Source organism: Micromonospora fluostatini (assembly GCF_050410825.1).
GTDB classification, from domain to species: Bacteria; Actinomycetota; Actinomycetes; order Mycobacteriales; family Micromonosporaceae; genus Micromonospora; species Micromonospora rosaria.
This window is the reverse complement of sequence record NZ_CP191251.1, coordinates 7111419-7133222: the sequence shown is the minus strand read 5'-3', so window position 1 is coordinate 7133222 and position 21804 is coordinate 7111419. Positions and strand designations below refer to the sequence as shown.

The window sequence follows — 21804 nt, the reverse complement described above, 5'->3', positions numbered from 1 at the left end:
CTCTGCTTCCTTAAGTATCAGGGGCCCGGGATACCTAGTACCGACCGGTCCGAATGGCGTCTGTCAAACAGGTGCGCTGTGTGGCTGTGCCGGTCAGCGCTTCGCGAGCGCGTTGCGGGTCTCTTTGAGGCGGCGCAGGACGGTGCCGTCGTAGAGGTCCGCACCGACCTGAACGCTCACCCCACCGAGCACGGCGGGGTCGACGTTCTGCTTGACGTCGACCTGCCGACCGTATATCTGCGACAGGCGGTCGCCCAGTCGGCGTTCCTCGTCGTCACCCAGTGGGGCGGCCACGGTCACGTACGCGACCTGCCGGTCCCGCCGTTCGGCGGCCAGTTCGACCAGCCGGGTGAGCGCCCCGTGGAAGGAACGCCCGCCGAAACCGGAGAGCGCCACCTCGACCAGGGTCACGGTGGCCGGACGCGCCTTGCCGGTCAGCAGGTCCCGGACCAGCCCGGCGCGCTGGGTCACCGGCGCGATCGGGTCGGTCAGCAGGTTGGACAACTGCGGCTGCCCGTCGACGAGCTGGCCGAAGCGGAACAGCTCGTCCTCCACCTCACCGAGGTCGCCGGCTGCCTCGGCGCCGGCCAGCAGCGCCTCCACACCGAGCCGCTCGGCCCCTTCCAGCAACTCCGACGGCGCCGACCAGCGGCCGGCGACCAGCACGCCGACCAGGTCGAGCGCGTCGGTGCCGATCTTGCCGGTGAGCATTCCGGCCAGCAGCGCGGACCGGTCCGCCCCGGGTCGGGCCGGGTCGGACAGCGCCCGGCGCAGCCGGGGCTCCCGACGCAGCAGACCGGCCACGGCGAGCAGCTCGTCGGCGGTGGTGACGACCGTCTGCGGCTGCGCGCCCCGGACGTACGCCTCCAGTCGCTCGACCGCTGCCCGGTACGACTCCCGGCTGGCGGCCTGCATCAGCGGGCCCCCGCGCTCTCGAGACCGGTCAGGAACCGCTCGACCGTGCCCTTGCGGCGGGCCTCGTCGGCGAGGGACTCACCGACGATCTTGCTGGCCAGGTCGACCGCGAGCCCGCCGACCTCGGCACGCAGCTCGCGCACCAGGGTCTCCCGCTCGACGGCCAAGGCCTCCCGGCCGGCCGCGATGACCCGGTCGGACTCCTCGCGGGCCTTGGCGAGGATCTCGGTACGGATCGCCTCGGCGTCGGCCCGGGCGTCGTCCCGGATCTTGGCCGCTTCGGTCCGCACCTCGGCGAGCTGGACGCGGTACTGCTCCAGCAACTGGTTCGCCTCGGCCTGAGCCGCCTCAGCGCGCTTGATGCCGCCCTCGATCGCGTCGACCCGCGCCTGGTACATCTCCTCCATGCGCGGCAGGACGAACTTCATCAGGACGAAGCAGAGCAGGGCGAAGGCGATCGTCCCGATGACGACCTCTTGCCAGATCGGCACGAGCGGGTGGTGGCCCTCGGCGGCGAGAATCATGTCGGACCTCCGGGTCGAAGAGCGGACGGTCAGCTAACGGCGAAGGCGAGCACCAGGCCGAACAGGGCGAGCGCCTCGACCAGGGCGAAGCCCAGCACCAGCCAGGTCCGGTTGTAACCAGCGGACTCCGGCTGACGGGCGCTGGAGTTGATGTACGCCACGAAGATCAGGGCAACACCGATCGCCGGGCCGACGGCGGCGAGACCGTAGCCGATGGTGTTGACGTTACCGTTGATAGCGGCGAGAACGTCCATTGCGGGTATTCCTCCTGTTTGGCGCGTGAGGTTTCACGCGTCGCGGTCGGTACCAGAAGCTTGGTCGGCCGGGCGGCCCACCGAGCGGGGATCAGTGCTCGTCGGCCAGCGACGACCCGATGTAGTTGGCGCTCAGGGTCACGAAGACGTACGCCTGCAGGAGGGCGACCAGGACCTCGAAGAAGGCCATCAGGATCGCCATCAGGAAGGCGAACACCGAGGTCGACTGGATGAGGATGTTGTCCGAGGCCAGCAGCACGAAGCCACCGACGGTGAAGACCAGCAGGATCAGGTGCCCGGCGAACATGTTCGCGAAGAGTCGCACCGCCAGGGTGACCGGCCGGTTGATGAACGTCTGCAGGAACTCGATCGGAATCAGCAGGAAGTGCATCGGCCACGGGATACCGGGCAGGATCAGGCTCTGCTTCAGGTAGCGACCCAGACCGTGCTTACGGACACCGATGTAGATGTACATGATGTAGGTGATCGCCGCGAGCACGATGGGGAAGGCGATGTGCGAGTTCGGCGAGATCTGCAGGAACGGGGTGATACCGAAGAGGTTCGTCACCGCGATGTAGCAGAAGAGCACCGTGAAGTAGGGGGCGAAGCGGATGCCGTCCTTGCCCATCTGCTCCCGGGCGATGTTGTCCCGCACCAGCCCGTAGACCGACTCGGCCATCCACTGGCCCTTGGTCGGCACCAGCTTCGGGTTCCGGTAGGTCGCCATGAAGAAGATGATGATCAGGGCGACGGCCAGCCAGACCATGATGCCGAACTTGGTCACCCAGGGGCCGGCCAGCTCCGGCGGATAGAAGTCCCCGACGCTGGGGGGCCATGGCAGGCCCTCGGCCGCGACCAGCTCTCTGCTCACCGTGTCTTCCTCCGCACTCGACAGACCCGCACGTGCCGGCACTTCAAGCACTGAGCCTCTTCATGATCAGGTAGATCGCTCCGGCTGCGCCGAGGATCATGCCGGCGGCGACCCCGAGACCGGTCGGCAGATCGAGGAAGCGTTCCGCCAACCATCCGAGGAACCCCCACGCCAGAATCCCGGCGAGCAGGTAGCCAACCACGGCACCGGCCACACCCTCCGACGAGTGCTCATCGGATTTGCTGGAGTGAAGGTCATCGCCCATGACGAGGCGAACGATATCAGCAGGGGCGCGCGGGAGTGTGCGGCACCCCCCACACTGCGAACAGCGTGCGGGCGTACTGCGAGCGCGTCAACCGCGGCTCAGACTACTCCTGTACCCCACGACAGGGCAGCCCGACCGGCCGGACGAAAATCCGACATGAACGGCCAGTGACCGACCGGTTCCGGGTACGCCGGGGCGGTCGGTCACCATCCGAGACCGGCCCGCCGCGCGGCACCGGTCGTCACCTGCGGCTACGCGTGCCGGCTCAGTCGCCGCTCGGCTGCACGTACGGCAACGGGGTGCGCAGCGCCCAGGTCAGGTGGGCGCCGGTCCAGACGATCACGGCGACGATGACGGCCACCCCCAGGTCGGGCAGCCCGGCCCACCCGGTGGCCGCCACCGCCGACATCGCCACGCCGAGCATCACCATCTTGATCCCGTAGGTGACCAGGCCGAACGGCATGATCATCTTCGGGTTGACCGCGTCGGCCCAGGCCACCGAGAGCCCGGAGACCAGGTAGCTGGCCACCACCAGGGCGATCCCGGCGGCCACCCCGGCCGCGCTGGTCGAGCCGCGCCAGAGCGCCGCCACCGGCACCATGAGCAGGGCCAGCACCGCGCAGGCGACAAGCGTGTACCGCAGGAACGGCAACCGGGCCCGGATCGCCCCCGGCTGGCCCGCCGGGGGCGCGTCCGTGGTGAACCGGACCGCCCGGGAGTCGTCCGTCGACGGCCGCCCCGCCTCCGGCGCGCTCATCGGGGGTACGCCGGGAACTCGGCGACCAGCTCGGCCACCTCGGCCGCGATCCGGGCCGTCGCGTCGGCCCCGCCGGGGTCCGCCGGGTCGGTCCGCACCGCCCGCCCGATCAGGCCGGCGATCCGGCGCATCTCGCCCTCCCGCATGCCCTGGGTGGTGACGCTGGGGGTGCCCACCCGGATGCCGGAGGCGACCATCGGCTGCTGCGGGTCGTACGGGACGGCGTTCTTGTTCAGGGTGATCCCGGCGGCGTCGCACCGGGCCTCGGCCTCGGCCCCGGTCACCCCCAGCCCGCGCAGGTCGATCAGGGCCAGGTGGGTGTCGGTGCCCCCGGAGACCGGGCGCATCCCCTCGTCGGCCAGCCCGGCGGCGAGCGCCCGCGCGTTGTCGACCACCCGCGCGGCGTACGTCCGGAACTCCGGCTGGGCGGCCTCGCGCAGCGCCACCGCCTTCGCCGCGACCGCGTGCATCAGCGGGCCGCCCTGGGTGAACGGGAAGACCGCCTTGTCGATCCGCTGGGCCAGCGACTCCCGGCAGAGGATCATCCCGCCCCGGGGACCGCGCAGCACCTTGTGCGTGGTCGCGCAGACCACGTCGGCGTACGGCACCGGGGAGGGGATCGCCCCGCCGGCGACCAGCCCGATGACGTGCGCCGCGTCCACCACCAGGTACGCCGATACCTCGTCGGCGATCTCCCGGAACCGGCGGAAGTCGATCAGGCGCGGGTACGCGGTCGCGCCGCAGATGATCATCTTGGGCCGGTGGGCGCGGGCCAGGTCACGTACCTCGTCGTAGTCGATCAGCTCGGTGTCGGGGCGGACCGGGTACCCGACGGTGCCGAACCAGCGGCCGGAGAAGTTCACCCGGCTGCCGTGGGTGAGGTGGCCGCCGTGCGGCAGCTCCATCGCCAGCACGGTGTCCCCCGGCTGCACCAGCGCCGCGTACGCGGCCAGGTTGGCGCTCGCCCCGGAGTGCGGCTGGAGGTTGGCGTGCTCCGCCCCGAACAGCTCCCGGGCCCGGGAGATGCCGATCTCCTCGGCCCGGTCCACCTCGGCGCAGCCGCCGTAGTAGCGCCGCCCCGGGTACCCCTCGGCGTACTTGTTGGTCAGCGTCGAGCCGAGCGCGGCCAGCACGGCCGGCGAGGTCAGGTTCTCGCTGGCGATCAGTTGCAGGCCGCCCCGGAGCCGGTCCAACTCGCCGAGAACCACCTGCGCGATCTCCGGGTCGACGGCGCTGAGCTGGTCGAAGTCCGGCCCCCAGAAGGTGGGCGTTGCGATGTCCACAACGCCCGAGTCTATGGGGCCGCACACTGGAGACCATGAGATGCCTGGTCACCGGTGCCACCGGATACATCGGCGGACGGTTGGCGCCCCGGCTGCTGGCCGAGGGGCGGGCCGTCCGGTGCCTGGCCCGCACGCCCGGTCGGCTACGGGACGTGCCCTGGGCCGCGCAGGTCGAGATCGTCGAGGGCGACCTGCGCCGCGCGGAGACCCTGCCGGCCGCGATGCGCGGGGTGGACGTCGTCTACTACCTGGTGCACTCGCTCGGGCAGGCCGGGTTCGAGGCCGCCGACCGCGAGGCCGCCACCAACGTCGCGGCGGCGGCCCGGGAGGCCGGCGTCCGCCGGATCGTCTACCTGGGCGGGCCGGAGCCGACCGACACCGCGGCGGTCTCGGCGCACCTGCGCTCGCGTGCCGAGGTGGCGCGGATCCTGCTGGCCAGCGGGGTGCCCACCGCCGTGCTCCGGGCGGCGGTGATCATCGGCTCCGGGTCGGCGTCGTTCGAGATGCTGCGGTACCTGACCGAGCGGCTGCCCGTCATGGTCACCCCGCGCTGGGTGCGCAACCGCATCCAGCCGATCGCGGTCCGCGACGTGCTGCAGTACCTGCTCGCCTGCCTGGACCTGCCGGCCGGGGTGAACCGGGCCTTCGACATCGGCGGCCCGGACGTGCTCACCTTCACCGACATGATGCAGCGGTACGCGGCGGTGGCCGGGCTGCGTCGCCGGATCGTCGTGCCGGTACGCCCGCTGACCCCGACGCTCTCCTCGTACTGGGTCGGCCTGGTCACCCCGGTCCCCAACCGGATCGCCCGGCCCCTGGTGGAGAGCCTGGTCCACGAGGCGGTGGCGCACGAGCACGACATCGCCCGGTACGTCCCCGACCCGCCCGGCGGGCTGACCGGGTTCGACGCGGCGGTCCGGCTGGCCCTGGCGAAGGTCCGCGACGCCGACGTGGAGACCCGCTGGTCGACCGCGAGCGGGCCGGACGCGGCGGCCGAGCCGCTGCCCACGGACCCGCAGTGGTCCGGCGGCTCGGTCTACACCGACGTGCAGGAGCGGCGGGTGGCCGCCACCGTGCCCGAGTTGTGGCGGGTGATCGAGGGGGTCGGCGGCGAAAACGGCTGGTACTCCTTCCCGCTGGCCTGGGCGGTCCGGGGCTGGCTGGACCGGCTGGTCGGCGGGGTGGGGCTGCGCCGGGGGCGGCGCGACCCGCACCGGCTCCGCGTCGGCGAGGCGCTGGACTTCTGGCGGGTCGAGGAGATCGTCCCCGGCGAGCTGCTACGGCTGCGCGCCGAGATGCGCCTGCCCGGCCGGGCCTGGCTGGAGATGCGCGCCGAACCGGCCGGGGACGGCCAGAGCCGGTACGTGCAGCGGGCCGTCTTCCTCCCGCGCGGCCTGGCCGGGCACGCGTACTGGGCGGCGGTGACCCCGTTCCACACGGTCGTCTTCGGCGGCATGGCCCGCAACATCGCCCACCACGCCGAAACCCCCCGGTAAGGAAGGGCCCCCTGTTAACGCTTCCGGTAGAGCAGGGGCCCCTTCTTAACACCGCCGCCCGCGCGCCCGGCTGGCGGCGGGCGGCGGGCAGTCGGGCGGCGGGCGTGCGGGCGGCGGTCAGTTGCCGGCACGGGCACCGGTGACCTGGTTGGCGATCACCTCGCTGGGCGGGACGAAGTCCCGGACCGGCTGACCGGCCAGTCCGGTGGCGAGCACCTCACCGACCACGTCGACCAGGTGCGCCTGCACCGCCCTGCCGACCGCGTCCCCCGGGTCGTCGGGGTTCGTCGCCATCGTGGCGACCGCGAGCTGCGGGGTGAAGGCGACCACCGTCTCCGTGCCGTACCCCTCGGAGCTGCCGGTCTTGCCCGCCACCGGGCGGCCCAGCCGGGGCCGCAGGTCGGCGGCGGTGCCGTCCCCGGTGCAGCCGCCGTACATCGACTGGTCGCCGACCGGGCAGCGGGCGGCGTCGGTGGCGGCGCGGGCCACGTCGGTGTCGAGCACCTGCCGGCAGTCCGGGCGGGCGGCGGGGACCGGGCGGCCGGCGGCGTCGGTGATCGTCAGCACCGGCAGCGGCGTGCAGTGCCTGCCCTCGGCGGCCACGGTGGCGTACGCCCCGGCCAGGTCCAGCGGGGTGGTGGCGGCCACCCCGAGGGTGAACGGCCCCCAGTCCTTCGCCCCGTACCGGGCCAGCCGGGCGTCCTCCTCGGCGCGCAGCTCGATGCCGAGCCGCTCGGCCATCTCCACCACCCGGTCGGCCCCGACCTGCCCGGCCAGCCAGGCGAAGTACGTGTTGACCGAACGCTCGAAGGCGTCCCACATGGTCCGGGGCCCGTTCTGCCGCTCCGGGTTCGAGTTGCTCGGGCACCAGAAGCCGTCGCACCCGTTGGGCCCGCTGACGGGCCACTCGGTGACCAGCCGGGTCGGGGCGGTGAAGGTGGTCCGCAGCGGGAGCCCCGCCTCCAGCGCGGCGAGCATGGTGAAGAGCTTGAACGTCGACCCCGCCTGGTAGCCGACGATGTCGCCACCGCCCGCCACCAACTGGTTGACGGTGTTCGGGTGGTTGCGCTGGCCGGGCGGGTTCGCCGCGACGCCGTAGCGGCGGTTGACCGCCATGGCGAGCACCCGGCCGGTGGTCGGCTCGACCACCGCCGTCGGCGCGGCCCGGCGGTTGCCGACGCCGTACACCCGCAGCACCTCGCGCTGGGCGGTCGCCTGCACGGCCGGGTCGAGCGAGGTGACGATGCGGAAACCGCCCCGGCGCAGGGTGCGCTGCCGTTCCTCGGCGGAGGCGCCGAACGTGGGCTGGGTGTTCCACCACCGGGTGAACCAGTCGCAGAAGAAGCCCCAGTCGTTGTGCTCGGCGGGCACCGCCGTGCAGTCGTTCGGGGTGTGGCTGGGGCGCAGGCCCAGCGGCGCGACCCGGGCCCGCTCGGCGTCGGCGGCGGTGACCTGCCCGGCGGCGACCAACTGGTCGAGCACGTACCCCCGGCGGGCCAGCGCCGCGTCGGCGTCGCCGTCGATCGGGTCGTCGTTGTCGGGCGAGCGCAGCAGCCCGGCCAGCAGCGCCGCCTCGGCGAGCGTCAGGTGCCGGGGCGACTTGGAGAAGTAGCGGCGGCTGGCGGCGGAGACCCCGTACGCGCCGGAGCCGAAGTACGCGATGTTCAGGTACCGGGTCAGGATCTCGTCCTTGGTCAGCTCCCGCTCCAGCGCCAGGGCGTACCGCATCTCCTGGATCTTGCGGGCGTTGCTGATCTCGGTGGCCGCCCGCCGCTCCTCCTCGCTCAGGCGCGGGTCGCTGCGCAGCACGTTCCGGACGTACTGCATGGTCAGCGTGGAGGCGCCCTGCCGGGGCCCGCCGCGCTGGTTGGCGGCGAACGCCCGGATCACCGCCCGCACGTCGACGCCCCGGTGCTGGTAGAAGCGCAGGTCCTCGGCGGCCACCACGGCCTGCCGCAGCACCGGCGCGATCTCGGCCAGCCGCACGTCGGTGCGGTTCTCGGCGTAGAACGAGGTGATCAGGGTCACCCCGTCGTTGGCGTACAGGTTGGAGCGCTGGGCGGTGGGTGGCGTCCGCAACGAGTTGGGCAGTTCGGCGTACGGGCCGATGACGGAGCGCACCCCGATGCCGAGCAGCAGGGCCGCCGGCAGGGCCGCCACGGCCAGCGCCAGACCGGCCAACAGGCCGGCGATCAGCACGGTGAACAGTGTGTGGAGTCGGGTCCGGATCATCAGCTTCCCCCGCAGGAGCCGGTCACGCTGGGACCTGCTCAGCATGACCAGAAGGAAGCCGCACTCACGACGGAATGGCTACAAACCCGGAGAAAACTCGCACGAAGGACGCTTTCGGGGGACGGTATCCCCGGATCAGGGCAGCAGGACGGCCGCGAGCGGCCGTACCGTCTCCTCGATCTCGTCGGCGACCCGGTGGAAGCACTGGTCGCCCCGTCCCCACGGGTCGTCCAGGTCGTCAGCGGGCAGCGGGGCGGCACCCTCGCGGGCCGCGTGCGCGGCGTCGACCAGGGCCACCCCCCGGGCGTACACCGCGTCGGGGGTCGCCGCCGCCGGCGGCAACCCGCCGGCGTCCACCGTCGCCAGGAGGCGGCCGAACTCGCCGAGCACGAAGGTGCGCGCGGCGGCGTCCGGCCGCAGCGCCACCACGTACTCCTGCTGGTCGGCGGTGGCGGTGAGGACCAGGTCCGCCGCGTCGATCTGGTCGGAGCGCAGCTTGCGGGCGGCGAACCCGGCGACGTCACCGCCGCGCGCGGTGACCTGCCGGGCCGCCGGCGGGTTCATCTCCTCGCCGGCGTGCCACCCGCCGGTACCCGCGCTGTGGCTGTGCACCAGCTCGTCGGCGCGGCCCGGGTCGGTCGGCCCCTGCCGGCCCAACCGTTCCTGCACCTCGCGGGCCAGCAGCCGCTCGGCCATCGGGGAACGGCAGATGTTGCCCATGCAGACGTGCAGGACGGTGAACGGGGGCACTACCCCACCCGGCTCTCGACGATGTCCGGCACCACGTCCCGCAGCTTCTCCAGCGGGATCGCCCCGGCCCGCAGGAGCTGCGGCTCCTCGGTGGTGAGATCCACGATCGAGCTGGGCACCGGGTCCGGGCACGGCCCGGCCTCCAGGTACGCCCGCACGGAGTAGCTGAGCTGGTCACGCGCCTGCTCGGCGGTGGTCGCGGCCGGCTGCCCCGTCTTGTTCGCCGAGGAGACCGCCATCGGCCCGGTCTCCCGCAGCACCTCCAACGCCACCGGGTGCAACGGCATGCGGACCGCCACCGTGCCGGTCTTGTCGCCGAGGTCCCACTGGAGGCTGGGCGAGTGCTCGATCACGATGGTCAGCGGCCCCGGCCAGAAGGCCTCGACCAGGTCCCGGGCCGCCTGGGGCAGGGTGAAGACCAGCCCGTCGAGGGTGTGCCGGGAGCCGATCAGCACCGGCGGCGGCATCTGCCGGCCCCGCCCCTTGGCGTCGAGCAGGGCCTTCACCGCGTACGGGGCGAAGGCGTCGGCCCCGATCCCGTAGACGGTGTCGGTCGGCAGGACGACCAGCTCGCCGTTCTTGACCGCCTCGATGGCCGCGGCGACGCCGCGGTCCCGATCGGCGGGCGACCGGCAGTCGTAGAGCATCACGAGGAGAAAGTCTGCCACGTCGTGCCCCCGGCACCGTGGCTGGCGTCCGACCGGCGGGACGCGGTGGCGTACCGGGGCCGCCCGGCGAGGTCCGCGTGGTCCCCGACGGCGGTGAACCGCCCGTCGGCGGCGAACAGGTCCGGCACGATCCGACCGTGGCTGTCGTCGTGTTCCACCCCCAACCCCCCGCCGGGGCGCAGCAGCCGCGCCGCCACCGCGACCAGCGGCCGGATCACCGCCAGGCCGTCGGCGCCGGCGAAGACCGCCTCGTCCGGGTCGTGGCCGGCCACCTCCGGGGGTACGGCCACCGCCCGGGGCACGTACGGCGGGTTGCAGAGCAGCACGTCGACGGTGCCGGCGAGCCCGGCGAGCAGGTCCGGGTCGGTGACGTCGCCGACCACCACCTCCACCGGCCGGTCCCCGGCGGCGGCCCGCTCCGCCACGTTGCGCCGCAGCCAGACCAGCGCCTCCGGCGAGCGCTCGACCGCCACCACCCGGGCGGTCGGCACCTCCTGGGCGACCGCGAGGGCGATCGCGCCCGACCCGCTGCACAGGTCCACCACCAGGGGTCCGGCCACTCCCCCACCGGCCCCGGCTGGCTGGTGGGCGGCGGCCGGGCGGGTGGCGGTCGCGGCGCGGGCCCGGTCGACCCCCCAGCCGGCCAGCAGCTCCGTCTCCGGTCGGGGCACGAACACCCCCGGACCGACCGCGAGTTCCAGGTGCCGGAACGCGGCCCGGCCGGTGAGATGCTGCAACGGCTCCCGGGCCGCCCGGCGGTGGACCAGCTCACGCAGCCGGGCGAGCTGGTCGGGACCGAGCGGGTCGGCCAGCGCCAACCGCCCCCGGGGCACGTCGAGCACGTGGGCGACGAGCAACTCCGCCTCGACCCGGGCCGGTTCGACGCCGGCCGCGGCCAACTCCCGGGCCGCCGCGGCCACCGCCGCCGAGGGTCGCTGCGGTTCCGTACCCCTCGGGGGGTGTCCAAGACCGGCCGTCACGGGATAATCATGATGGGTCCGGAGCGTCCGCGGCGAATCGGCGGGCGCGGGCACACACCGACGAGAGGGGTGCGGGTGGGCTGGCTCGACCGGGTCACCGACCAGGTTGATGCGCTCACGCAGGCCCGGTCTTTGCAGGAAGCAAGTTGCTCCGCCGAGGCGTACACGATCCTGGACCAGGTGATCCGCACCACCACCGACCCGTACGCGCGGGCGGACGCGCTGGTGCAACGCCTGTCGGCGCTGATCAATCTCGGTCGCACGGCGGAATTCACCCGGGCCATCGAGGAGGCCTCCGGCACCGTCCGGGACCTCCCCGAGCCCTACCTGCACGGGCACCTCGACGCGCTGGCCGCGCTCGCCGCACAGCACCAGGGCGCGCTGGACCGCTGCGTCACCCACCTGGTCCGGGCCGCCCGCGCGCTCGGCGCGGTGGGGGACGCCGACCGGGACACCGCCTGGGCCTGGCACGACCTCGCCATGGCCTATTCGTACCTGGGCTTCCACGGGTACGCGCTGGGCGCGATCGAGCGGGCCCGACAACTCGGGGTCAGCGTGGGCATCCCGGAGGAGACCTTCGCCGCCCCCGGCATCCGGCTGCGCAACGCGCTCGCCCTCGACCACAACGGCGACAGCGACGGCTGCCTGCGGGTGCTCCGCGACATCGCCGTCGACCTGGAGCGGTACCTGGGCGCCGGCCGCGCCGACTCGCTGCGGCCCAGCAGCCTGGCCGCGTACGGGTACGCCGCCGCCCGCCGGGCCGCCCTCGGTGACCCGGCCACCCGGGGTGACGCCGACCCGATCCGGCTCCTCGGCTACGGCGGGGACAGTGCCCGCGCCCGGGACATGCGCCAACTCGGGCAGGCCTGCCTGGCGGTCGCGGGCGGCCGGCCGATCGAGGCGGTCACCCGGCTGGACCGGGCCCGGGTCTCCAACGAGACGCTGGGCGCGGCCGAGCCGGCCCGGCTACGCAGCATCGCGCTCGGCCGGGCCGGGGACCACGCCGCCGCGCACCAGGCCGACCGGCTGGCGTTCCGGCTCGCCGCGCACCGCAACGACCGGCTCCGCGACGTCTACATCGACGGCGTCGCCGCCCGGATAGACCACGAGGAGATGCGCCGCGAGGCCGCCCGGTACGAGGGCGAGGCGCTCACCGACCCGCTGACCGGGCTGCCCAACCGGCGCCGGCTGGAGCGGTACATCGCGGCGACGGTGAGCCGGGGCGAGCGGGTGGTGATCGGCGTCTGCGACCTCGACGGCTTCAAGGCGGTGAACACCCGACACGGCCACCACTCCGGTGACCTGGTCCTCCAGCGGGTCGCCGGGGTGATCAACCGGGTGATGCGACGCGGCGACTTCGTCGCCCGCTACGGCGGGGACGAGTTCGTGGTGGTGCTGGCCGGTGCGGGGATGACCGAGGCCGCCGAGGTGGGCCGCCGGATCGGCGCGGCGGTGCGCACCGAGGACTGGGAGTCCCTGGTCCCCGGCACCCCGGTCGGGGTCAGTGTCGGCTTCGCCGAGGTCAGCGGCTCCGGGCCGGCACTGCGCAGCGCCCTGCACGCCGCCTTCGAGGAGGCCGACCGCGCCATGCTGCGCACCAAACCCCCGTCCCGTACCCCCTGACCCGGCCCACCGCCGTCGACGGCAGCCGGGGCTACGTGGCGAGGTCGACTCGGTCGGCGGGTGCGGCGTCCGCCCACAGCGCCTCGAAGTGCTCGGTGTACCGGTCGAAGAGGCCGCCCGCGCCGCGTCGGCGCAGGTGCAGGGTCACCGAGTCCTGACCCAGACCGGCACCGATGTGGGTGGCCACCACCGCCTCGTCGTCGAAGATCCAGACGGACATGGCGATGTGCCGGTCGGAGAGCCGAACCGGCAGGGCCGACGGTGATTTCGCGATCTCGGCCCGGCTCATCGCGATGCGCGTCGAGAGGGTCAACGGCGTCGCCTCGACCCGCTCGCGCTCGGCCGTGACGACGCTCGCCGGATCACCCAGCAGGAACCGGACGTCCGCCCCGGCATCGGCCTTGGCCCCCAGAATGGCGGGCGCCCCGGCAGCTTCGAGCCAGACGAAGTAACTCGTGTACCCACCGAACCACAGCCGCGTCCCGGCCCGGCCGATCAGGTCGCCGAAGAGTGAGCGCGGTAGGTCGGAACGACGGGGATAGACACCGACGATCTCGCGGTCGGCTCCCAGCTTGACCGCGCGCCGGACGACATCGGGCCACAACACATCTACATCTTTCCTCAGTACGGTGGCAGCGCGCACCCGGGAACGCGGGTGTGGGACCCGACCCCGGCTGACCCACCGCTCGACGGTCTTCGGGTCGACGTCGCAGCGCGCGGCCAGGTCGCCGACGGTCATACCGGCCACGGCGAGCGCCTGCCGGAGGGCTTCGTTTCTTGGCATCGCGGGGACCTCCCGAAGACGTCCCCCGATGATCCCATCCCGGCGGTTCAACCGTCCGCGACACGCTGGCAACGTTCCGTACGTGCGGCGCGACCGACAGAGGGACTTCCGTCCAACCGTGACAGCTTCCCACCGGGTTCGCGGGCACCCGCCACCACTGGATCAGGGAGCCCGATGACGTCCATCCGACCTGGCGACGTGTTCCTGCTGACCAGGGCGGCCAGCGTGCAGTTCGCCCGCCCGATCACCGTCCGGGTGATCCGCCACCACGCCGACTGGCCCACGTACCACGGCTGGACCTGGATCGACTGCTACCAGCTCGACGCCCGGGGCGACGCGGTCGCCCGCCGCGAGCTGTACGTCATGCCCGCCGGCATGGTCCGACAGACCGACCCGCCGTCGGCGTCCCGCCGGGTCGCCGCCCGGCGCGCGACCGCGCAGCAGGTGCCCCGCCCCGCCGGTGGGAACACGCCGACCCGCCGTCGCGCCGCGCGGGCCGAGCCGTGAGTCGCCGCGTGAACCAACGCCGGTACGGCAGCCGCCGCTGGGGCCACCTGCCGACCCGTCCGACCTGGCGCTGCGAGGGCTGCGGCATCGCCTGGCCCTGCTCGGCGGCGAAGCTGCGGCTCCTCGGGGAGTACCGCGAGGACCGGGCCGGGCTGCTGGACCACCTGGCGGCGCTGCGCGACGAGGCCGCCGTGCACCTCACCGGGCTGGGCCAACCGGCCCCGCCCGCGCTGCTCGATCGTCGCTTCGTGGCCTGGGCCCGCCCGACCGGGTAGCGGGCCGGCCCGCCGGCCGCTGATCCGGGCGGCGTGCACACCGCGCCCACTCGCCACCGCGCCCCGGTCGGCGTGGTTAAGAAGGGGCCCTTCCTCTACCGAAAGCGTTAACAGGGGGCCCTTCCTTACAACCCTAGCGGCGGGCGAGGTCGGGGGAGCCGGCGAGGCGGGCGGCGCGGTCGGCCTCGGCGAGGGCGTCCAGGACGCCGTCCAGGTCACCGCCGAGGGACAGGTCGAGGTTGTACGCGGTGTAGCCGATCCGGTGGTCGGTGATCCGGTTCTGCGGGAAGTTGTAGGTGCGGATCCGCTCCGAGCGGTCCACGGTCCGGACCTGGGCCTTGCGGGCGTCCGAGGCGGCGGCGTCGGCCTGCTCCTGGGCGACGGCCAGCAGCCGGGCCCGCAGGATCCGCATCGCCTGCTCCCGGTTCTGGAGCTGGGACTTCTCGTTCTGGCAGGAGACGACGATGCCGGTGGGCACGTGGGTGATCCGGACCGCCGAGTCGGTGGTGTTCACCGACTGACCGCCCGGCCCGGACGAGCGGAACACGTCGATCCGCAGGTCGTTCGGGTCGATGGTGACGTCGACGTCCTCGGCCTCGGGCAGCACCAGGACGCCGGCCGCGCTGGTGTGGATCCGCCCCTGCGACTCGGTGACCGGGACGCGCTGCACCCGGTGCACCCCGCCCTCCCACTTGAGCCGGGACCAGACGCCGCTGCCGCCCTCCGGCACCCCCTTGGACTTGATCGCCAGCGAGACGTCCTTGACCCCGCCGAGGTCGGAGTCCTGCGCGTCGATCACCTCGGTGACCCAGCCGCGCCGCTCGGCGTACCGGGTGTACATCCGCAGCAGGTCCCCGGCGAACAGGGCGGACTCCTCACCGCCCTCGCCGGCCTTGATCTCGACGATCACGTCCTTGGCGTCGTGCGGGTCACGCGGGATCAGCAGCTCCGCGAGGCGTTCCTCCAGCGCCGGCAGGGTCGCCGCGATGGACTCGGCCTCGGCGGCGAAGGAGGGGTCCTCGGCGGCCAGTTCCCTCGCCGCGACCAGGTCGGCGCGCGCCTGCTCCAGCTCACCGGCCGCCTTGTGCAGCGGGACCAGTTCGGCGTACCGGCGGCCGACCCGACGGGCGGTGCCCTGGTCGGTGTGCAGCTCCGGGTCGGCCAGGCGCTTCTCCAGCTCGGCGTACTCGTCGAGGAGGGCGGCCAGGCGCTCGCTGCTCATGCGGGATGCTCCTTCGACCACGATCAGGGTGGAACCGGGCAGACATGGAAATCGGGGTGGAACCGGCAGGCATGAAAGTAGCGCCCGCGCCCGGCGGAAACCGGACGCGGGCGCCTGACGCGCGTGTTACTTGGCCTTCTTGGCCTGAACCTTGGCGTACTTCTGCTGGAACTTCGCGACCCGGCCCGCGGTGTCGAGCACGCGCTGCTTGCCCGTGTAGAACGGGTGGCACGCGCTGCAGGTCTCGGCGTGGATCGTGCCGCCCTTGGCGGTGCTGCGGGTCGTGAACGAGTTGCCGCAGGAGCAGGTGACCTGGGTCGTCACGTACTCCGGGTGGATGTTTGCCTTCATGTCGCCTCGGTCCTTTCGTGGATGGTCGCCGGGTCGCCCGGGTGAGGTGCCCCCGACAATGTGTGTCGGGACGGGCGTGAACCGGAACCGGTGGCCGATTGACCAGTGTGCCACGGGCTTGCGCCGACCCGGCAACCGGGCCGCACAGCCCCCCCAACACGCTCCGGACCACTCGCATTCCCGGCCCGGCCCGGACCATGACCGTGACCGGGGTGACCCGTCTCATCGCCACGCCGGCCGGCACCGACGGCGGTCGGACGGGACACCGGGGGCAGTTCCCGGCCAGGGACCCGGCCCGGACACCGAGACCGAATCGACCGAATCCAGGCAGCGGGCCTGAGCAGCGGGAAGGGGCCCGGCCGCGAACGGCCGGGCCCCTTCCTCGGGTGCTGCGACGGGCTACTCGCCCGGCGCCGACTTGGCGATCTGCATCAGGAACTCGATGTTGGTCCGGGTCTGCTTGAGCCGGTCCAGCAGGAGATCCAGCGCCGCCTGCGAGTCCAGCGAGTGCAGGACCTTGCGGAGCTTGTGCGTGATGGCCAACTCCTCCGGCGCGAGCAGGATCTCCTCCTTACGGGTGCCGGAGGTGTGGATGTCGATGGCCGGGAAGGTCCGCTTGTCGGCGATCTTCCGGTCCAGCTTCAGCTCCGCGTTACCGGTGCCCTTGAACTCCTCGAAGATGACCGTGTCCATCACCGAACCGGTCTCCACCAGGGCGGTGGCGAGGATGGTCAGCGACCCGCCGTTCTCGATGTTGCGGGCCGCGCCGAGGAACCGCTTCGGCGGGTAGAGCGCCGTCGAGTCGATACCACCGGACATGATCCGGCCGCTGGCCGGCGCCGCCAGGTTGTACGACCGACCGAGCCGCGTCACCGAGTCGAGCAGCACGACCACGTCGTGGCCCAGCTCGACCAGGCGCTTGGCCCGCTCGATCGCCAACTCGGCGACGGTGGTGTGGTCCTGCGGCGGGCGGTCGAACGTGGCCGCCACGACCTCGCCCTTCACCGACCGCTGCATGTCGGTGACCTCTTCGGGCCGCTCGTCGATCAGGACCACCATCAGGTGGCACTCCGGGTTGTTGTGGGTGATCGCGTTGGCGATCGCCTGCAACACCATCGTCTTACCGGCCTTGGGCGGCGACATGATCAGCGCCCGCTGGCCCTTGCCGATCGGCGTGACCAGGTCGATGACCCGGGTGGTGAGGATGTGCGGCTCGGTCTCCAGCCGCAGCCGCTCCTGCGGGTACAGCGGGGTGAGCTTGTAGAACTCGGGACGGCGGCGGGCCTCCTCGGGCTCCATGCCGTTGACCGTGTCCAGCCGCACCAGCGGGTTGTACTTGTCCCGCCGCTGCTCGCCCTCGCGGGCGGCGCGCACCGCACCGGTGATCGCGTCGCCCCGGCGCAGGCCGTACTTCTTGATCTGGGACATCGAGACGTACACGTCGTTCGGGCCGGCCAGGTAGCCGGTGGTCCGGACGAAGGCGTAGTTGTCCAGCACGTCGATGATGCCGGCCACCGGGACGAGCACGTCGTCCTCGCTGACCTGCGGCTCCCGGCCGCCGCCGCCCTCGACGCCCTCGGCACGGTCGCCACGGCCGCGCCGCCGGTCGCGGAAGCGGCTGCGCCGGCCCCGCCGGCCGCCGCCCTCGCCGTCGTCGTCGCCGTCGTTGTCCCGCTCGGCGCGCTGCCCACGGTCGTTGCGGTCCCGGTCGTTACGGTCCCGGTCGCGGTCGTTACGGTCCCGGTCCCGGTCGTTACGGTCGCCCCGGTCGCCGCGCTCGTTGCGGTCGCCGCGCTCGGCCCGCTCGCCGCGCTCGGCCCGCTCGTTGCGCTCGCCCCGGTCACCGCGCTCGTTGCGCTCGCCGCGCTCGGCCCGGTCACCGCGCTCGGCCCGGTCGCCCCGCTCGGCCCGGTCGCCCCGCTCGGCCCGGTCGCCCCGCTCGGCCCGGTCCGCCCGCTCGGCCCGCTCACCGCGGTCGGCCCGCTCGGCGGGCTCGGCGGCGGCCGGCTCCTCGGCCCGTACCTCCTCGGTGCGCGCCTCGACGGCGGCAGCCCGCTCGGCAGCGGCGGCGGAGCGGCTACGGCGGGTCCGCGGCCGGGTCTCGGTCGCGGCCGGCTCCGCCGGAGCCGGCTCGGCGGCCCGCTCGGCCTCCGCACGCGGGGCCTCGCGCACCTCGGCGCGGACCTCCTCCCGGGCGGCGGCCGCCGCACCGGCGGCCGCGACCTCGGCCCGCGGTCGAGGGGTGCCGGCGGCGGCACCACCCTGCCGCTCGGTGATCGCGCTGATCAGCTCGCCCTTGCGCATGCGAGCCGTGCCGGAGATGCCGAGCGACGCGGCCAGGCTCTGCAGCTCCGGCAGCAGCATCGCGGACAGACCGGTACCGCTACGCCGCCGTCGGGTGGGGGCAGCGGCGGTGGCATCGCCAGCGACGTTGGAAACATCCGACGTCACGTCGGTGGTGTCGCTCAATGGATTCCTTCCCTCGATAGGCCGGACTGCCCGGAGTCGAACCAGGTGGCCGGGCGGCCTCGGTGCACCCGCCTCGCGTGACGCGTCGCGGGAGTCTGTGACACAGCAGCGGACGGTCTCCCGACCCACCAACCTCGGTGGGCAGGTGCCGCCACCTGCGGCGACCTGTGGAAACTGCGGTGCGGCGTGGGCCTTTGGCAGGGGTGACGGGCTGACCGCCGACAGCTTCGGGGGTGCGCCGACCCGCAGGAGATCGCATGCTTCGCGGCTGTGCTAGGCCTAGAGCGTAATCAACTCTTCCGACCTGCGGCAACAGGGTCCCGCTCGGCGTGTCCTAGTCTACCCCGGCTGACCAGCGCACCGCTGACGTCTATCGGCAACCGCCAGATCTGGCAATCCATTCCCGGCTCGAAGCCCTCGGGCGGCTCGGTGAAGGCCAGCACGGTCGGCCCCGCCCCACTGACCACAGCCGGCACACCCGCCGCACGCAGGGCGGTGACCAGGGCGTACGTCCCGGGCATCCCGGCCGCGCGGTAGTGCTGGTGCAGCCGGTCGACGGTCGCCGGGAGCAGCAGGGCCGGCTCGCTGGTCAGCGCGTGCACCAGCAGGGCGGCCCGGCCGGCGGTCAGCGCGGCGTCGGCGTGCGGCACCGAGCCCGGCAGCGCCGCCCGCGCCTCGGCGGTCAGCCCCCGCTCCACGGGCACGAAGACCGTCGGCCGGACGCCCCCGGCGACCGGCAGGGTGACCGCGCGGGCACCGGACTCCTCGGTCCAGGCCACGGTGAACCCGCCGAGCAGGCACGGCGCGACGTTGTCCGGATGGCCCTCGATCTCGGCGGCCAGCCGCAGCGCCGCCGCGTCGTCCATCCGCCGCGTCCCGTCGACCACCAGGGCCCGCGCGAGCTGCACCCCGGCGACGATCGCCGCCGAGGAGGAACCCAGCCCCCGGGCCTGCGGGATCCGGTTGACGCACTCCACCGACAGCCCCGGCGGCTGCCCGCCGAGCACCTCGAACGTGGCCCGCATGGCCCGGACCACCAGGTGCCGGTCGTCGGCGGGCAGCTCACCGGCGCCCTGGCCGGTCACCGCCACCCGCACGTCCCCGGTGGTCACCTCGGCGGAGACGTCGTCGTGGAGCCCGAGGGCGAGCCCCAGCGCGTCGAATCCCGGCCCCAGGTTGGCGCTGGTGGCGGGTACCCGGACCCGGACCGGACCGGTTTCGAATGTCGTCGGCACGGGCTCATGCTAGGGCTCCGCGCCGACGTCGCCACCGGCCACCCGCCGGCTGGGACGCGCCGCCCGCCCACCGGCCGCCGCCCGGCCCACGGGCCCGGGCCCCGTCGGGCACCGCCCGGCCCACCGACCCGGGCGCTGTCGGCCGCCGCCCGGCCCACCGGCCCGGGTTCGTCGGGCGGGGCCGGGGCCACCTACCGGGCGCTCGGCACCGGGTCGGCCGGCGCGGCCGGCTCGGTGAGGGACAACCCCCGGGTGGCGACCCGCCAGCCGATCGCGTAGACCAGGGTGACCAGGCCGCACCCCGCCAGCACCACCCGCTCGTCCACCAGGTCCACCACGGCGGCGACGACGAGTTGGCTCACCGAGATGGCCACCGTGGCGAGCATCATGTCGGTGGCGAAGACCCGCCCCCGCAAGCGGTCGGGCACCTCGCCCTGGAGGGCGTAGTTGGACATCACCCAGTTGCTGCCACCGGCGAAGTGGGCCAGGAAGACCAGCACCAGCACCAGCGGGAACCAGTCGACGACCGAGGCACCCAGATAGGACAACCCGTACAGCGACATGGACAGGGCCAGGCCGGTGAGCAGCCAGGCCCGCCGGGTCAGCAGCCGGCGCATCAGGATCGGCCCCACCAGCGCGCCCGCCCCCCGGACGGCGAAGAGCAGCCCGGCGCCCATCGCGCCGACCCCGTACACCCCGGCCAGCAGCGGGAAGACGGTGAGCACGCCGTTGCCGAGGCCCACCGCGGACTTCACCGTGACCAACGCCAGCACCCGGGGTCGATGTCCGATGTAGACCAGCGCCTCGCGGATCGCCGCCCAGGTGCGTTGCCGCTCCCCGGCGCCCGCCGTCCCGGCCTGGAGCGGCCGGCGGATGGTCGCGGTCACCCCGGCCGCCAGCGCCAGCGCCGCCACGGCCACCCAGAAGCAGACGTACGGGCCGGCCGCCGCGCTGAGCACCCCGCCCAGCGACGCGCCGACCACGGTCATCGTGCCCCAGGCCGAGCCGGCGACCGCGTTGCCGGCGGCGAGTTCCTCCGGCTCCAGCACGTTGGGCATGGCCGCCTGGGCGGCGGGCATGTAGAAGGCCTTCGCCACCCCGATCACGCCGATGCCGACCAGGGCCAACCAGGCCGTCCCGGCGTCGCGGACCCCGAGCAGCAGCAACGCGCCGAGCAGGGCGGCCCCGTTCGCCGCCATCATGATGGTACGGCGGTCGAACCGGTCGGCGATGGTCCCGGTGTACGGCAGCAGCAACGCCACGACACCGGTGTCCACGGCCAGTACCAGCGCGCCCCACACCCCGCTGCCGGTCAGCGCGGGCAGCAGCACCAGCAGGGGCACCATGACGAACCAGTCGGCGCCGAAGACCACCAGTTCGGCGAGGAAGAGGTTGCGGAAGCTCCGGTTCCGGGTGAGAACCGACACGGTTGAAGCCACGTGGCCCGACCCTACCCGGCTGCCACCGCCGGGCCGTCGTTCTGCAGCATCTGCGACACCGTGACGAATTCGTACCCCCGGTCCCGCAGCCCGGTTATCAGCAACGGCAGCCCGTCCAGCGCCACCCGGCGTCGCCGCGTACCGACGTCGTGGGCGAGCAGGATGGTGCCGGGCCGGACGTCGGCGACGATCCGGCGGGCGTGCCCGACCGGGTCGTCGGGGTACTCCCGCTCGACCATCTGCAACGACCAGAGCACCAGCCGGTAGTCGAGCCGGACGGCCGCGTGCAGCACCGCCCCGCCGAGGTGGCCGTACGGCGGACGGAACAGCCGGGGCGGGACGCCGGCGGCCTCGGCGACCGCCTCGTGGGCGCGGCACAGGTCCTCGTGCACCGCCGGGGCGTCGAGGCGGGCCAGGTCGTGGTGGGCCCAACTGTGGTTGCCCACCTCGTGCCGGCCCAACCGGCCCCGGACCAGGTCGGCGTGCCGCCGGGCCCGCTCGCCGACCAGGAAGAAGGTGGCCGGGACGGCGTACCGGTCGAGGGTGTCCAGCACCATCGGGGTCCACTGTGGGCGGGGACCGTCGTCGAAGGTCAGCGCCACCCGGTTGCCGCCCCGGCCGCCCGCCCAGGTGATCGGGAGCACTCCCCGGCCGACCTCCTGGCGCAGGCCGCCCAGGGTGGCGCTGACCGGACCGTCCGGCAGCGGCTCGCCCCGGCGCAGCAGGGACGGGCCCTGCGTGGCGCTGGTGGCGAGGGTGGCGCCCCCGGCGAGCAGCGCAGCCTGCCGCAGGACGGTACGCCGGCTCCACCGCCCCGCACCGCCCGACACGGCCCGCTCCCGCTCCACCTGGGCACCCCGATCGGACAGGACTCTCGGCAATCAGTTAACTACCCAGCGTACCC

General features: G+C 73.6%; 22 protein-coding genes. 4 read left to right on the top strand and 18 right to left on the bottom strand.

Annotated features, from left to right (window positions below):
* Positions 1–93 precede the first annotated feature (93 nt).
* The 7 genes from ACQUFX_RS31875 to glyA all read right to left on the bottom strand — a co-directional run bounded on the left by ACQUFX_RS31875 (position 94) and on the right by glyA (position 4869).
* Positions 94–915, bottom strand: coding sequence for a F0F1 ATP synthase subunit delta (locus ACQUFX_RS31875; protein ID WP_428963833.1), 822 nt, complete (start codon positions 913–915; stop codon positions 94–96).
* Positions 915–1439, bottom strand: a complete 525-nt coding sequence (locus tag ACQUFX_RS31870; RefSeq protein WP_428963832.1) for a F0F1 ATP synthase subunit B — start codon at positions 1437–1439, stop codon at positions 915–917. The genes ACQUFX_RS31875 and ACQUFX_RS31870 overlap by 1 nt, the downstream gene beginning before the upstream one ends.
* Before the next feature lie 29 nt (positions 1440–1468).
* Positions 1469–1693: an ATP synthase F0 subunit C gene (atpE, locus tag ACQUFX_RS31865; RefSeq protein ID WP_067362325.1), complete on the bottom strand. Its 225-nt coding sequence runs from the start codon at positions 1691–1693 to the stop codon at positions 1469–1471.
* Positions 1694–1784: 91 nt separating this feature from the next.
* Complete coding sequence (atpB, locus tag ACQUFX_RS31860; RefSeq protein ID WP_428963831.1) at positions 1785–2606, bottom strand: F0F1 ATP synthase subunit A; 822 nt, start codon at positions 2604–2606, stop codon at positions 1785–1787.
* A 1-nt stretch (position 2607) separates the two neighbouring features.
* Positions 2608–2829 (bottom strand): hypothetical protein, encoded by a 222-nt coding sequence (locus tag ACQUFX_RS31855; protein WP_428963830.1) that lies wholly within the window; start codon positions 2827–2829, stop codon positions 2608–2610.
* Positions 2830–3094: 265 nt separating this feature from the next.
* Positions 3095–3586 (bottom strand): hypothetical protein, encoded by a 492-nt coding sequence (locus ACQUFX_RS31850; protein ID WP_428963829.1) that lies wholly within the window; start codon positions 3584–3586, stop codon positions 3095–3097.
* Positions 3583–4869, bottom strand: a complete 1287-nt coding sequence (gene glyA, locus ACQUFX_RS31845) for a serine hydroxymethyltransferase (RefSeq protein WP_428963828.1) — start codon at positions 4867–4869, stop codon at positions 3583–3585. Before glyA ends, ACQUFX_RS31850 begins: the two co-directional genes overlap by 4 nt.
* Before the next feature lie 35 nt (positions 4870–4904).
* Here glyA and ACQUFX_RS31840 point away from each other — a divergent pair, with 35 nt between their 5' ends.
* Positions 4905–6365, top strand: a complete 1461-nt coding sequence (locus ACQUFX_RS31840) for an SDR family oxidoreductase (protein ID WP_428963827.1) — start codon at positions 4905–4907, stop codon at positions 6363–6365.
* Positions 6366–6482: 117 nt separating this feature from the next.
* Here ACQUFX_RS31840 and ACQUFX_RS31835 read toward each other — a convergent pair whose 3' ends face one another.
* From ACQUFX_RS31835 to prmC, 4 genes are all read right to left on the bottom strand, one after another.
* The gene (locus ACQUFX_RS31835; RefSeq protein WP_428967140.1) at positions 6483–8597 is read right to left on the bottom strand and encodes a transglycosylase domain-containing protein; all 2115 of its coding nucleotides are present in this window, start codon (positions 8595–8597) and stop codon (positions 6483–6485) included.
* Positions 8598–8732: 135 nt separating this feature from the next.
* The gene (locus ACQUFX_RS31830; protein ID WP_428963826.1) at positions 8733–9347 is read right to left on the bottom strand and encodes an arsenate reductase/protein-tyrosine-phosphatase family protein; all 615 of its coding nucleotides are present in this window, start codon (positions 9345–9347) and stop codon (positions 8733–8735) included.
* On the bottom strand, positions 9347–9994 hold the full coding sequence (locus ACQUFX_RS31825; RefSeq protein ID WP_067362440.1) for an L-threonylcarbamoyladenylate synthase: 648 nt from the start codon (positions 9992–9994) through the stop codon (positions 9347–9349). The genes ACQUFX_RS31830 and ACQUFX_RS31825 overlap by 1 nt, the downstream gene beginning before the upstream one ends.
* Positions 9994–10935 (bottom strand): peptide chain release factor N(5)-glutamine methyltransferase, encoded by a 942-nt coding sequence (prmC, locus tag ACQUFX_RS31820; RefSeq protein WP_428963825.1) that lies wholly within the window; start codon positions 10933–10935, stop codon positions 9994–9996. Before prmC ends, ACQUFX_RS31825 begins: the two co-directional genes overlap by 1 nt.
* Before the next feature lie 135 nt (positions 10936–11070).
* Between prmC and ACQUFX_RS31815 the strand changes: the two genes are divergently transcribed.
* Complete coding sequence (locus ACQUFX_RS31815) at positions 11071–12618, top strand: GGDEF domain-containing protein (protein WP_428963824.1); 1548 nt, start codon at positions 11071–11073, stop codon at positions 12616–12618.
* A gap of 31 nt (positions 12619–12649) precedes the next feature.
* Here the strand turns inward: ACQUFX_RS31815 and ACQUFX_RS31810 are convergent, their stop codons facing one another.
* Entirely contained in the window at positions 12650–13261 is a 612-nt protein-coding gene (locus ACQUFX_RS31810; protein WP_428963823.1) for an XRE family transcriptional regulator, read from the bottom strand.
* 315 nt (positions 13262–13576) lie between these two features.
* Here ACQUFX_RS31810 and ACQUFX_RS31805 point away from each other — a divergent pair, with 315 nt between their 5' ends.
* Positions 13577–13909, top strand: coding sequence for a hypothetical protein (locus tag ACQUFX_RS31805; protein ID WP_428963822.1), 333 nt, complete (start codon positions 13577–13579; stop codon positions 13907–13909).
* Positions 13910–13917: 8 nt separating this feature from the next.
* Entirely contained in the window at positions 13918–14184 is a 267-nt protein-coding gene (locus ACQUFX_RS31800; protein WP_428963821.1) for a flavin reductase, read from the top strand.
* A gap of 133 nt (positions 14185–14317) precedes the next feature.
* Here ACQUFX_RS31800 and prfA read toward each other — a convergent pair whose 3' ends face one another.
* From prfA to ACQUFX_RS31770, 6 genes are all read right to left on the bottom strand, one after another.
* On the bottom strand, positions 14318–15406 hold the full coding sequence (gene prfA / locus ACQUFX_RS31795; protein ID WP_428963820.1) for a peptide chain release factor 1: 1089 nt from the start codon (positions 15404–15406) through the stop codon (positions 14318–14320).
* A gap of 126 nt (positions 15407–15532) precedes the next feature.
* Positions 15533–15757: a 50S ribosomal protein L31 gene (gene rpmE / locus ACQUFX_RS31790; RefSeq protein WP_428963819.1), complete on the bottom strand. Its 225-nt coding sequence runs from the start codon at positions 15755–15757 to the stop codon at positions 15533–15535.
* Between the two features lie 399 nt (positions 15758–16156).
* Entirely contained in the window at positions 16157–18226 is a 2070-nt protein-coding gene (rho, locus tag ACQUFX_RS31785) for a transcription termination factor Rho (RefSeq protein ID WP_428963818.1), read from the bottom strand.
* Positions 18227–18516: 290 nt separating this feature from the next.
* Complete coding sequence (gene thrB, locus ACQUFX_RS31780) at positions 18517–19461, bottom strand: homoserine kinase (RefSeq protein WP_428963817.1); 945 nt, start codon at positions 19459–19461, stop codon at positions 18517–18519.
* Positions 19462–19652: 191 nt separating this feature from the next.
* Complete coding sequence (locus tag ACQUFX_RS31775; RefSeq protein WP_428963816.1) at positions 19653–20900, bottom strand: MFS transporter; 1248 nt, start codon at positions 20898–20900, stop codon at positions 19653–19655.
* 11 nt (positions 20901–20911) lie between these two features.
* Positions 20912–21748 (bottom strand): polysaccharide deacetylase family protein, encoded by an 837-nt coding sequence (locus tag ACQUFX_RS31770; protein ID WP_428963815.1) that lies wholly within the window; start codon positions 21746–21748, stop codon positions 20912–20914.
* Positions 21749–21804 lie beyond the last annotated feature (56 nt).

Bases quoted from the DNA above. Each gene is read 5' to 3' on its own strand.
- ACQUFX_RS31850 (WP_428963829.1), bottom strand. From the start codon at position 3,586: ATGAGCGCGCCGGAGGCGGGGCGGCCGTCGACGGACGACTCCCGGGCG.
- atpE (WP_067362325.1), bottom strand. From the start codon at position 1,693: ATGGACGTTCTCGCCGCTATCAACGGTAACGTCAACACCATCGGCTAC.
- ACQUFX_RS31875 (WP_428963833.1), bottom strand. From the start codon at position 915: ATGCAGGCCGCCAGCCGGGAGTCGTACCGGGCAGCGGTCGAGCGACTG.
- ACQUFX_RS31840 (WP_428963827.1), top strand. From the start codon at position 4,905: ATGAGATGCCTGGTCACCGGTGCCACCGGATACATCGGCGGACGGTTG.
- ACQUFX_RS31805 (WP_428963822.1), top strand. From the start codon at position 13,577: ATGACGTCCATCCGACCTGGCGACGTGTTCCTGCTGACCAGGGCGGCC.
- rpmE (WP_428963819.1), bottom strand. From the start codon at position 15,757: ATGAAGGCAAACATCCACCCGGAGTACGTGACGACCCAGGTCACCTGC.
- ACQUFX_RS31835 (WP_428967140.1), bottom strand. From the start codon at position 8,597: ATGATCCGGACCCGACTCCACACACTGTTCACCGTGCTGATCGCCGGC.
- prfA (WP_428963820.1), bottom strand. From the start codon at position 15,406: ATGAGCAGCGAGCGCCTGGCCGCCCTCCTCGACGAGTACGCCGAGCTG.
- ACQUFX_RS31870 (WP_428963832.1), bottom strand. From the start codon at position 1,439: ATGATTCTCGCCGCCGAGGGCCACCACCCGCTCGTGCCGATCTGGCAA.
- ACQUFX_RS31825 (WP_067362440.1), bottom strand. From the start codon at position 9,994: ATGCTCTACGACTGCCGGTCGCCCGCCGATCGGGACCGCGGCGTCGCC.
- ACQUFX_RS31855 (WP_428963830.1), bottom strand. From the start codon at position 2,829: ATGGGCGATGACCTTCACTCCAGCAAATCCGATGAGCACTCGTCGGAG.